13 protein-coding genes are annotated in these 10,807 nt (G+C 70.7%); 4 read left to right on the top strand and 9 right to left on the bottom strand.

The annotated features are described in order from the left end of the window. Window positions 1-356: 356 nt before the first annotated feature. The 8 genes from tyrS to argC all read right to left on the bottom strand — a co-directional run bounded on the left by tyrS (window position 357) and on the right by argC (window position 8,880). Window positions 357-1,616, bottom strand: coding sequence for a tyrosine--tRNA ligase (gene tyrS, locus L0H79_RS16600; protein WP_301485762.1), 1,260 nt, complete (start codon window positions 1,614-1,616; stop codon window positions 357-359). A gap of 213 nt (window positions 1,617-1,829) precedes the next feature. Then, on the bottom strand, window positions 1,830-2,498 hold the full coding sequence (locus L0H79_RS16595) for a DNA-3-methyladenine glycosylase (protein WP_301485761.1): 669 nt from the start codon (window positions 2,496-2,498) through the stop codon (window positions 1,830-1,832). Between the two features lie 3 nt (window positions 2,499-2,501). Continuing rightward, the gene (argH, locus tag L0H79_RS16590; RefSeq protein WP_301485760.1) at window positions 2,502-3,998 is read right to left on the bottom strand and encodes an argininosuccinate lyase; all 1,497 of its coding nucleotides are present in this window, start codon (window positions 3,996-3,998) and stop codon (window positions 2,502-2,504) included. 20 nt (window positions 3,999-4,018) lie between these two features. Then, the gene (gene argR, locus L0H79_RS16585; protein ID WP_301485759.1) at window positions 4,019-4,501 is read right to left on the bottom strand and encodes an arginine repressor; all 483 of its coding nucleotides are present in this window, start codon (window positions 4,499-4,501) and stop codon (window positions 4,019-4,021) included. Beyond that, window positions 4,498-5,733: an acetylornithine transaminase gene (locus L0H79_RS16580; protein ID WP_301485758.1), complete on the bottom strand. Its 1,236-nt coding sequence runs from the start codon at window positions 5,731-5,733 to the stop codon at window positions 4,498-4,500. The genes argR and L0H79_RS16580 overlap by 4 nt, the downstream gene beginning before the upstream one ends. Next, window positions 5,733-6,683, bottom strand: coding sequence for an acetylglutamate kinase (argB, locus tag L0H79_RS16575; protein ID WP_301485757.1), 951 nt, complete (start codon window positions 6,681-6,683; stop codon window positions 5,733-5,735). The genes L0H79_RS16580 and argB overlap by 1 nt, the downstream gene beginning before the upstream one ends. Continuing rightward, window positions 6,680-7,840, bottom strand: a complete 1,161-nt coding sequence (argJ, locus tag L0H79_RS16570) for a bifunctional glutamate N-acetyltransferase/amino-acid acetyltransferase ArgJ (protein ID WP_301485756.1) — start codon at window positions 7,838-7,840, stop codon at window positions 6,680-6,682. Before argJ ends, argB begins: the two co-directional genes overlap by 4 nt. Beyond that, window positions 7,837-8,880, bottom strand: coding sequence for an N-acetyl-gamma-glutamyl-phosphate reductase (gene argC, locus L0H79_RS16565; protein WP_301485755.1), 1,044 nt, complete (start codon window positions 8,878-8,880; stop codon window positions 7,837-7,839). The genes argJ and argC overlap by 4 nt, the downstream gene beginning before the upstream one ends. 263 nt (window positions 8,881-9,143) lie before the next feature. On the opposite strand from argC, the gene L0H79_RS16560 reads away from it, so the two are divergent. Further along, window positions 9,144-9,398 carry a type II toxin-antitoxin system Phd/YefM family antitoxin gene (locus L0H79_RS16560; RefSeq protein WP_301485754.1) on the top strand — a complete coding sequence of 85 codons (255 nt, stop codon included), beginning with the start codon at window positions 9,144-9,146 and terminating at the stop codon, window positions 9,396-9,398. A gap of 1 nt (window position 9,399) precedes the next feature. After that, window positions 9,400-9,657 (top strand): Txe/YoeB family addiction module toxin, encoded by a 258-nt coding sequence (locus L0H79_RS16555; RefSeq protein ID WP_301485753.1) that lies wholly within the window; start codon window positions 9,400-9,402, stop codon window positions 9,655-9,657. 47 nt (window positions 9,658-9,704) lie between these two features. Here L0H79_RS16555 and L0H79_RS16550 read toward each other — a convergent pair whose 3' ends face one another. Then, window positions 9,705-9,953 carry a hypothetical protein gene (locus tag L0H79_RS16550; protein WP_301485752.1) on the bottom strand — a complete coding sequence of 83 codons (249 nt, stop codon included), beginning with the start codon at window positions 9,951-9,953 and terminating at the stop codon, window positions 9,705-9,707. Between the two features lie 353 nt (window positions 9,954-10,306). Here L0H79_RS16550 and L0H79_RS16545 point away from each other — a divergent pair, with 353 nt between their 5' ends. Continuing rightward, window positions 10,307-10,501, top strand: a complete 195-nt coding sequence (locus L0H79_RS16545) for a hypothetical protein (protein ID WP_301485751.1) — start codon at window positions 10,307-10,309, stop codon at window positions 10,499-10,501. Next, window positions 10,498-10,807: hypothetical protein (locus L0H79_RS16540; protein WP_301485750.1), on the top strand; the 310-nt coding region annotated here is incomplete at its 3' end. The genes L0H79_RS16545 and L0H79_RS16540, both read left to right, overlap by 4 nt.

The raw sequence follows: 10,807 nt of genomic DNA, 5'->3' as shown, positions 1-10,807 counted from the left end.
AACCAGACCACCACACGGCAACCCAGCCAACAAAGGCAACCACCCAAACTTACCCGCTCGCACCGAGGGAGTCAAACCCGTGACCCGCTCCAAGGAGCGGCCGAGCCGACCCGCGTGGCATCAGCGGATTCAACCATCGGCACGAGAATCCCGAACGACCGATGGGGTGGAGGTCTCGCCCGGGGACCGGCCTGCTTCGCGTCGCGATCGCTCGCTCCGCCGTGGCGTCCGTTCCTCCCTGTCGGGCTGACCAAGCAGAACACTAGCCGCCCCTTCACCGAACACCAAATCGAGCCGACCCGGGGCCCGAGAGGGGGCGACCCCCTTGCAGGCAAAGACGGTTCGGCTTGCGGGAGTCAGGCTCGGCGGGCGGCCGCGAGGTTCCGGCGCCCCCGCTTGAGCACGGCGACCGCACCGTGGAGGAAGTCGCCCTCACCGAGCACCGCGGCGGCATCGCTGACCTTGGTGTTGTTCACCGACGCGCCCCCCTCGGCGATGACACGTCGGGCCGCGTTGCGCGATTCGACCAGACCGGTCGCCACGAGCGCCTCGACGACGGTGGTGCCCGGCGCCAGCTGCGCACCGGCCAGCTCGTCGGTCGCATCGCGCAGCGTGCTCTCGTCCAGGTCCGCCAGGGAGCCCTTGCCGAAGAGCGCCTCGCTTGCGGCCTGGACAGCCCGGGTCGGCTCAGGGCCGTGCACGAGAGCGGTGGCCTCGGCTGCCAAGGTGCGCTGGGCGGTGCGTCGGAACGGCTCCTCGAGGGCCTGCTTCTCGAGGTCGGCGATCTCGTCGCGGGTCCGGTCGGTCAGGGCCCTCAGCATCGCCACGACCGAGGCGTCCTCGACGTTGAGGAAGTACTGGTAGAAGGCGTAGGGACTGGTCATGTCCGCCGACAGCCAGACGGCGTTGCCCTCGGACTTGCCGAACTTGCGGCCCTCGGAGTCGACCAGCAGCGGCGTGGCGAGCGCGTGGACCGTGGCCCCCTCGACCCGGTGGACGAGGTCGACGCCGGCCGTGATGTTGCCCCACTGGTCGCTGCCACCGATCTGCAGGACACAGTCTCTCGTCCGGTACAGCTCGAGGTAGTCCATCGCCTGCAGGATCTGGTAGCTGAACTCGGTGTACGAGATGCCCTGCTCGCTCTCGAGGCGGCGGGCCACGGCCTCCTTGCGGATCATCTGGTTGACCCGGAAGTGCTGGCCGATGTCGCGTAGGAAGTCGAGTGCGCTGATCGGTGCGGTCCAGTCGAGGTTGTTGACGAGCACCGCTGCGTTCTCGCCCTCGAAGTCGAGCAGGGGTCCGACCAACGACTGGATGCGTTCGACCGACCGGGCGATCGTGTCCTTGTCCTGCAGCATCCGCTCCGCGTCCGGCTTCGGGTCGCCGATGAGACCGGTCGACCCACCGACGAGGCAGATGACGTGGTGCCCCGCGGCCTGCATGCGACGCAGCACGGAGAGCTGCACGAAGTTGCCGAAGTGCAGCGACGGTGCACTGGGGTCGAAGCCGCAGTAGACCGTGACGGGTCCCTTGGCGAGTGCCTCGCGCAGCGCCGTCTCGTCGGTGGTCTGCGCCACCAGGCCGCGCCACTGCAGCTCGTCGAAGATGTCCGTCACGGTCCTCGTTCCTCTCTCTCGGGCGGGTGCTCCCGCAGGGACAGCCTGCCCTACGACCCACCGCCGTCACGAATGTGCACCCTCAGCGACCGAGGGCGGCCCCGGCCAGGGTGCGTCGAGGGGGTATGCCGCTCAGGCGAGTCCTCGTCGTGGGTCGGGTCCTCGTCGTGGGTAGGGTCCTCGTCCCGTCCTGACCGCATCACATCGGTGCGCTCACGTACGGCGACGCTTGCGCACGACCCCCGGGCGATAGGCCGAGACCGTCGGCTCACCATCGAGCCAGTAGCGCCACGGGTAGGTCGCGGGGTCGCCGCCGGGACCACTGACCCCTACCCGAGGACCGGTCCGCAGTCGGCCCGGGTCGGTCGGCTCGGCAGGCGCCCCGACGACGAAGTCGACCGGGTCGCCGATCGCGGGCCGGCAGAAGTCCCGTCCGGTCTGGTCCCGGCCGAGCGCCAGGGCCTGCCCGAGCCGACCGGGTCCGCGGCCCCAGTCCCGTTCGCGGACGTTCCCCCGCCGCTGCCGCACCACGTCGAAGCCGTCGACGACCTGGGCGCCCCGCAGGAGCACGGCCTCGGCGCTGCCCTGGTGGCCGCAGACGAGGTTGACGCACCAGTGGTTGCCGTAGGTGAAGTAGACGTAGAGGAAGCCGGCCGGGCCGAACATGACCCGAGTGCGCGGTGTCGGCCCCCGATACGCGTGCGAACCGGGGTCGACCGTTCCGGCGTAGGCCTCGACCTCGGTCAGGCGCACGGTGACCCCGGCGTGGCTGACGAGACACCCGAGCAGCTCCGGGGCGACCTGGAGCACCGGACGGGCGAAGAAGGCGCGTGGCAGTCGCCCCTCGGTGCCCTCGCCCAGGGTGATCCCGTCGTCCGCCATACCTCAGGCGCCCCCGGCGGCCCAGGCGTGGGCCGCCGCCAGACGCTCCACCGCCGCGGCGAGCTGTTCGCGGACCCGGACCGGTGCGGTCCCACCCACCCCGTCCCGGGAGGCGAGCGAGCCCTCGACCGACAGGACGGAGCGCACGTCCGGGGTGAGGTGCTCACTGACCGCGGCGAAGTCCTCGTCGGTGAGATCCCAGAGCTCGATGCCACGCTCCTCGCAGCGCCGCACACACTCACCGGCCACCTCGTGGGCGACCCGGAACGGCACGTGCGCCCGGACCAGCCACTCGGCGATGTCCGTGGCGAGGGCGAACCCCTGCGGCGCGAGCGACTCGAGACGTTCGGTGTGGAACGTCAGCGTCGCGACCATCCCTGAGAACGCGGGCAGCAGCACCTCGAGAGTGTCGACTGCGTCGAAGACCGGCTCCTTGTCCTCCTGCAGGTCCCGGTTGTAGGCGAGCGGGAGGGCCTTGAGCGTCGTGAGCAGGCCGGCTAGGTCGCCGACGAGCCGCCCCGCCTTGCCTCGCGCGAGCTCGGCGACGTCGGGGTTCTTCTTCTGCGGCATGATGCTCGACCCGGTCGAGTAGGCGTCGTCGAGGGTGACGAAGGAGAACTCCTTGGTCGCCCAGAGCACGACCTCCTCGGCGATCCGCGAGATGTCGATGGCTGTCATGGCGCACACGAAGGCGAACTCCGCGACGAAGTCGCGTGACGCCGTGCCGTCGATGGAGTTCTCCACCGCCCGCGAGAAGCCGAGGTCGCGGGCCACCGCCTCGGGGTCGAGCCCGAGCGACGACCCCGCGAGGGCTCCCGACCCGTAGGGCGAGGCGTCCGTGCGCGCGTCCCAGTCGCGGAACCGGTCGACGTCGCGCAACAGGGCCCACGCATGGGCCAGCAGGTGGTGCGAGAGGAGCACCGGCTGGGCGTGCTGCAGGTGCGTGCGTCCGGGCATGGCGACGCCGAGATGCCGATCCGCCTGCTGCAGCAGCGCATCCACCACCTCGAGCACGAGCACGGCCACCATCCGGGCGTGCTCGCGCAGGTACAGGCGGAACAGTGTGGCCACCTGGTCGTTCCGAGACCGTCCGGCGCGGATCCGGCCGCCCAGCTCCGGGCCGACGCGGTCGATGAGGCCGCGCTCGAGGGCGGTGTGGACGTCCTCGTCGTCCTGCTCGGGCACGAAGACGGCAGCGCGCACATCCGCTTCGAGCCGGTCGAGGCCGGCCAGCATCCCGGCGAGCTCGTCGTCTGACAGGAGCTGGGCTGCATACAGCACCCTGGCGTGCGCGCGCGAGCCGGCGATGTCGTAGGGGGCCAGCCGCCAGTCGAACTGAGTGCTCTTCGAAAGGGCAGCGAGGGCCTGGTCGGGCCCGCCGGCGAACCGTCCGCCCCAGAGGCTGACTCGGTCGGCCTGCTCGGTCTGCTCAGTCTCCTGGGTCTGGTCAGTCTCCTCGGTCCTGTGTGTCTCCTGAGTCCTGTGTGTCTCCTTGGTCACAGTCGCATTCTTCCTTGATGTCAGTCGCGCGGTTCGAGCAGGGCCAGCAGCGCCGCTGTGACGTCCTGACCGGCAGCGTCGTCTGCCGCGATGAGCAGGATCGTGTCGTCACCCGCGATGGTGCCGACGACCTGGGGGTCCCGCGTGAGGTCGATGGTGGAGGCGAGGTAGTTCGCGGCGCCCGGCGGGGTCTTGAGCACGACGAGGTTGCGGGCGCACACGGCGGACACGAGCAGCTCGTCGCAGACACGGCGCAGGCGCTGGTTCGTGCCGTCGAGCCGCCCCGTGGCCGGGATGTCGCCGCCGTCCCCAGGCACGGCGTAGACGAGGGCACGCCCGCGGCGGACCTTGACGGCCCCGATCTCGACGAGGTCGCGCGAGAGGGTCGCCTGGGTCACCTCGATCCCCTCCGCGGCGAGCAGGTCGGACAGCTCGCCCTGGCTGCGGATCTCGCGCGTGTCGAGCAGCTCGGCGATGCGGTGCTGACGCTGGGTGCGGCTCACGAAAGGGCCTGCGCGCGCTCGAGGATCCCCGGCAGCGCGGTCAGGAAGCCACCGAGCTCGTCGGCGGTGATGATGAGCGGCGGTGCGAGACGCAACGCGGTGGGGGTGACGGCGTTGACGATGAACCCGGCGTCCCGAGCCTCCTGCATGACGAGCGGAGCCGGTATGCCGCTCAGCTCGATCGCGCGCAGCAGCCCGCGTCCGCGCGTGGCGGAGACTCCCGGCACGTTCAGATCGCCGAGCAGCGCGCCAACCCGGGTCGCGTTCTCCAGCAGGTGGTCTCGCTCGATCGTGTCGAGGACGGCGAGGCCGGCTGCGCAGGCGAGCGGGTTGCCCCCGAAGGTCGTGCCGTGCTGCCCGGCCGTGAGCAGCCCGGTCACCTCCGGACCGTAGGTGAGCAGGGCTCCGATCGGCACGCCGCCGCCGAGCCCCTTGGCGAGGGTCATCGCATCGGGCCGGATGCCGGCGCTCGTGTGCGCGAACCAGTCGCCGGTGCGCCCGACGCCGGTCTGGATCTCGTCGAGCACGAGGAGCGCTCCGTGCCGGCGGGTCAGGTCGCGGGCGAGCCGGAGGTAGCCGGCCGGGACCTCGCGGATGCCCGCCTCGCCCTGGATCGGCTCGACGAAGACTGCGGCGGTCTGGCCGTCGACCGCGACACGGAGCGCGTCTGCGTCGCCCGGCGGCACGAAGTGCACGTCGGGGATGAGCGGCTCGAAGGGCTCGCGGTAGGCCGCCTTGTGGGTGAGGGCGAGCGCGCCGGTGCTCCGGCCGTGGAAAGAGCCCTCCATGGCGATGATCCGGCTGCGGCCGGTGCGGCGGGTGAGCTTGATCGCGGCCTCGTTGGCCTCGGTGCCCGAGTTGGCGAAGAAGACCCCGGACCCGGTGGGCGCGCCCGCGAGCGCGAGGAGCCGCTCGGCGAGCTGGATCGCGGGTTCGGAGGTGAAGAAGTTCGAGATGTGGATCGCGGCCTCAGCCTGCTTGCTCACCGCCTGCACCAGCGCCGGGTGGCCGTAGCCGAGGGCATTGACGGCGATGCCCGAGAGCAGGTCGAGGTACCGCTTGCCGTCGATATCGGTGACCCAGCAGCCCTGCCCGGAGGCGAGGACGATCTGGGGGGTACCGAAGACCTGGACCATCGAGGCCGCATAGCGGGTGAGCAGGCCGGTGCCCTTGCTCGCGACCTCTGGCACACCTCGTCCCTCGCTCGTGTCGGTACTCCGGTCGGCGCTCATCAACCCTCCTCGGGCGTGTCGGGTGTGTCGGGCAGCACCATCGTGCCGATTCCCTCGTCGGTGAAGACCTCGAGCAGGATCGAGTGCGGCGTGCGCCCGTCGACGACGTGGGCCCGCGGCACACCGCCCTCGATGGCGCGGATGCACGCCTCGAGCTTGGGGACCATCCCCTCGTCCACCCGGGAGAGCAGCTCCTTGGCCTCGGTGACCTCGAGGATCGACAGCAGCGAGGTGCGGTCGGGCCAGTCGGCGTAGATGCCCTCGACGTCGGTGAGCACGACGAGCTTCTCGGCCTGCAGGGCGACCGCGAGGGCCCCGGCCGCGGTGTCGGCGTTGACGTTGAGGACCTGCCCGTCGACGTCGAGGTCGGGGGCGACGGTCGACACGACAGGCACGCGTCCGGCAGCGAGGATGTCGTGGACGGCTGACGGGTTGACGCTCTCGACGTCGCCGACGAGTCCGATGTCGACGAGCTCTCCGTCGATCACCGCGCCGCGACGGCGGGCGCCGAAGAGGGCGGCGTCCTCGCCGGAGAGGCCGACCGCGATCGGGCCGTGGTGGTTGAGCAGGCCGACCAGCTCACGTCCGACCTGCCCGGTGAGGACCATCCGGACGACGTCCATGACCTCGGGGGTGGTGACCCGCAGGCCACCCTCGAACTCGGTCTCGATGCCGAGCCGGGTCAGCATCGCCTTGATCTGGGGGCCGCCGCCGTGCACGACGACCGGCCGCAGCCCGGCATAGCGCAGAAACGCGACGTCCTGGGCGAAGGCCGTCTTGAGGCGTTGGTCGACCATGGCGTTGCCGCCGTACTTGACGACGACGAGCGAGCCCCGGAACCGTTCGAGCCAGGGCAGGGCCTCCACGAGGGTGGCTGCCTTGCCGGCCGCGACCCGGACCGCGGCCGCGTCGATGAGGCCCCTCACCTGGTGGGCTGCTGCCGGCGTCATGTGCTGTAGGCCGAGTTCTCGTGGACGTAGTCGTGGGTGAGGTCGTTGGTCCAGATCGTCGCGGTCTCGTCCCCGGCGTGCAGGTCGACGACGACGCGCACCTCGCGGGCCCGCAGGTCGACGAGGGAACGGTCCTGACCGACCCCGCCACGGCGGCATACCTCGATGCCGTTGATCGCGACGTCGAGCGCCAGCGGGTCGAACGCTGCGCGCGTGGTGCCGACCGCGGCGAGGACGCGACCCCAGTTGGGGTCGCCCCCGAAGATGGCGCACTTGAACAGGTTGCTGCGGGCGACGGCGCGGGCCACCTCGAGGGCATCGCCCACCGAGGTGGCGGAGCGCACCTCGATGGCGATGTCGTGGGCTGCGCCCTCGGCGTCGCCGACGAGCTGGCGGGCCAGGCTTGCGCTCACGTCGGTCAGGGCTGCGGCGAGCTCGTCGCGGCTCACGGTGACACCCGAGGCGCCGGAGGCCAGCACGATCACCGTGTCGTTGGTCGACATGCAGCCGTCGGAGTCGATCCGGTCGAAGGTGGTCGCCGTCGCGTCACGCAGGGCGGCGTCGAGGTCGGCGGGGTCGACGACCGCGTCGGTGGTGAGCACGACGAGCATCGTGGCGAGGGCGGGTGCGAGCATTCCGGCGCCCTTGGCCATGCCCGAGACGATCCAGCCGTCGCCCGTGTGGGTGGCGACCTTGTGGACGGTGTCGGTGGTCATGATGGCGATCGCGGCAACCTCGTGCCCGTCGGGAGTCAACGCCGCGGCGGCCGCATCAACACCGGCGACGATCTTGTCCATCGGCAGCAGCTCGCCGATCAGGCCGGTCGAGCAGACGACCACGTCGCCCGAGGAGATCCCAAGGACGTCGGCGACGTGCTCCGCGGTGTGGTGGGTGTCGGCGAAACCCTGGGGGCCTGTGCAGGCGTTGGCGCCACCGGAGTTGAGCACGACGGCGTCGACGCGGGCGTCGGTGACGACCTGTCGTGACCAGGTGACGGGCGCGGCCTCGACGCGGTTGCTCGTGAAGACGGCTGCGGCGTGGTGGTCCGGTCCGTCGTTGACGACGAGGGCCAGGTCGGGCGTGCCGCTGGCCTTGAGCCCAGCGGTGACGCCCGCGGCCCGGAATCCCTTGGGCAGCGAGGCGGTCTGGGCGGTCACGGTGCCACTCCCGCCAGAGGCAGGCCGGTCGTCTCGTCGAGGCCGAGCGCGAGGTTGGCGCACTGGACGGCCGCCCCGGCAGTGCCCTTGGTCAGGTTGTCGACTGCCGAGGCGACCACGACCCGGCCCGCATGCTCGTCGACGGCGACCTGCAGCAGGACCAGGTTGCTTCCGATCACGTCGGCGGTGCGCGGCCAGGTGCCCTCGGGCAGGACGTGGACGAACGGCTCGTCGACGTAGGTGCGCTCCCACACCGCGCGGACGGCGTCGGGATCGGCGCCCGGCGCGAGCCGGGCGGTCGACGTCGCGAGGATGCCGCGGGGCATGGGGGCGAGCGTCGGCGTGAACGAGATGCTCGCGGGTCGGCCCGCGGCCCGGGAGAGGTTCTGCTCGATCTCGGGCGAGTGGCGGTGGCCGCCGCCGACGCCGTAGGGGGACATCGAGCCCATCACCTCGCTGCCGAGCAGGTGCGCCTTGAGCCCCTTGCCCGCCCCCGACGTGCCGGAGGCCGCGACGACGACGAGGTCGTCGGGCTCGATGACGCCGGCGACGAGGCCGGGCGCGAGGGCGAGCGAGATGCCGGTGGGATAGCAGCCGGGGACGGCGATCCGGCGGGCGCCGGCGAGGACGTCGCGCTGGCGGCCACCGCCGGGCAGCGGCAGCTCGGGCATCCCGTAGGGCCACGACCCGGCGTGCGGGGTGTCGTAGAACCGGGCCCAGGCGTCTGCCGACTCGAGCCGGAAGTCGGCACCGCAGTCGATGACGACGACGCCTGCGGGAAGCTGCTCGGCCAGGGCCGCAGAGTGGCCGTGCGGCAGGGCCAGGAAGGCTACGTCGTGCCCGGCGAGGACCTCCGGGTTCGTGTCCTCGAGCACGCGGTCCGCGAGAGGGACCAGGTGCGGGTGGATCGTGCCGAGGCGTTCACCGGCGTTGCTGCCCGCCGTCACGGCCCCGATCTTGAGGTCCGGATGGGCGAGCAGGAGCCGGAGGATCTCGCCCCCGGCGTACCCGCTCGCCCCCGCTACCGCTGCCCTGGTCACGATGCATGACTATACACGTTCATGCATATCCCTGCATGAGTCTTCCCCGACCTGACCGTTCGAGGATGAACTGGACGGCATGCCGACCCCCTCTGTCATCAGCGGCCATCTCGAGCGCGCCGGCCGCACCCCTCGGAGGCTTGGCGCGCGCGGTGCCCACTGAGCGGCATACCCCGTCGGTATGCCGCTCAGCCACGACCCGCGGGTCACGTGACCTCGCCTTCTCCACTAGTGCCGTACACTTTTCTGTACAGGAGGTTCCAATGAAGACGATGAGCTACACCGAGTCCCGCGCCCGCTACGCAGAGGTGCTCGACAGCGTTGCCGACGACCGCGAGGAAGTGATCATCACCCGCGCGGGACATGAGCCCGTCGTCATCGTCTCCCTCGAGGACTACGAGTCCCTGCGCGAGACGGCCTACCTGATGCGTTCACCCGCCAACGCGCGACGCCTGCTCGACGCCATGGAGCGTCTCGAGGCCGGTCGCGGCCACCGGCACGCCATCGAGACGGACTGACGTGCTGCTCGTCTGGGACGAGAACGCATGGGAGGACTACCTCTGGTGGCAGGCGCAGGACCGTAGGGTCCTGAAACGGATCAACCTGCTGCTGGCTGACATTCAGCGCGGCGGCAACGACGGCATCGGCAAACCCGAAGCGCTCAGGCACGACTTCGCCGAGTACTGGTCCAGACGCATCACCGATGAGCACCGTCTTGTGTACAAGGTCGTCGGTGACGAGGTCAGAGTTGCGGCCTGTCGCTACCACTACGGATAGGTCGTCGAGCGGGCGACCAGCCCAACTCCAAGCCGGCCCCAGGTGTCTCACACCTGATCGGGTGGGGCGAGGGTGACCCACTGCTCATCGATGAGGAAACCAATGACGTGGTTGGCGCGACGGATGGCGTGGTTGTCCGCCGAGCCGCCAGTTCGGCATGGCTCGACTCCGTCCTCGATGAGTGCCAGGACCGAGGCAGCCTTCAGCCCGGTCCCCACGCCTTGGTCACGCCACGGCTCTGCGACGACCGTGACGTCGATCTCGGCTGCGGCACCGTCAAGGTCGACGAAGGTCATCGCCAGAAGCTCGTCCCCATCCCCGAACACTCCGAACGCACGACGGTGCACGGTCGGAGAAGCCGTCGCCGCGGTGAGGTTGAGGTGGAGCGAGTGATAGGAGCCAGCGACCGCGGGCTGGTCACTCCGCTTGCGCCGCTCTGCCGTCGGTGATCAGGTCTGCTGCCTGCAGTGCTCGAAGATCCCAGGCCAGCTCCTCGCGGACGTCGTCCTGCACGTCTGCCATCGAGTGACCGGCGCGCACCGGTGGAAGGGATCACCGTTCTCACCGCGTCCAGGGCCGCGGCACGATCGCGCTGCCCGCCGACGTCCGTCGCCGGCTGCACCTGGACCAGCCGGGTGCGCAGCTGGAGATGACGGAGCGGGCCGACGGGGTAATCGAGTTGCGGGCCGCCCTGCCCGTGCCGGCCGATCAGTGCTGGTTCTGGGCAGAGCGGTGGCAGGAGCGTGAGCGCGAGGTCGACGGGCACGTCACCGCCGGCCGCGTCGCGGTTCACGAGTCGACCGAGGACTTCCTCGGTCACCTCGACGAGCTCGAGGCCGAGTGAGGTTCGAGACGACCCCGGCGTTCGACGGCGACTACCGGCGGCTCAAGGGCGAGAACGCTCTCGCGGTCAGGACCGTCGTCCGAGAGAAGTTCGCGCCGGCGTGCGATGCCCACGCCAAGGACCCGACCGGGCCGTGGCCCGCCTCGCTGCGGGTCAAGCCCGTGCGGTCAGCTCCGGGGATTCTCGAAATGACCTGGTCGTTCGCCAGCCCGGACGGGCGTGCGACCTTCGAGCTGGTCACCGTCGAGGGTGAGTTGCGTTGCCGATGGCGACGGGTCGGCGATCACGATGTCTTCAAGAATCCGT

Source organism: Intrasporangium sp. (assembly GCF_030452765.1).
Classification (GTDB): Bacteria; Actinomycetota; Actinomycetes; order Actinomycetales; family Dermatophilaceae; genus Intrasporangium_A.
The sequence above is the reverse complement of the archived record's forward strand: the minus strand, read 5'-3'. Positions and strand labels throughout refer to the sequence as shown.

Bases quoted from the DNA above. Each gene is read 5' to 3' on its own strand.
- L0H79_RS16595 (WP_301485761.1), bottom strand. From the start codon at position 2,498: ATGGCGGACGACGGGATCACCCTGGGCGAGGGCACCGAGGGGCGACTG.
- L0H79_RS16580 (WP_301485758.1), bottom strand. From the start codon at position 5,733: ATGAGCGCCGACCGGAGTACCGACACGAGCGAGGGACGAGGTGTGCCA.
- argB (WP_301485757.1), bottom strand. From the start codon at position 6,683: ATGACGCCGGCAGCAGCCCACCAGGTGAGGGGCCTCATCGACGCGGCC.
- L0H79_RS16560 (WP_301485754.1), top strand. From the start codon at position 9,144: ATGAAGACGATGAGCTACACCGAGTCCCGCGCCCGCTACGCAGAGGTG.
- L0H79_RS16550 (WP_301485752.1), bottom strand. From the start codon at position 9,953: ATGACCTTCGTCGACCTTGACGGTGCCGCAGCCGAGATCGACGTCACG.
- L0H79_RS16545 (WP_301485751.1), top strand. From the start codon at position 10,307: ATGACGGAGCGGGCCGACGGGGTAATCGAGTTGCGGGCCGCCCTGCCC.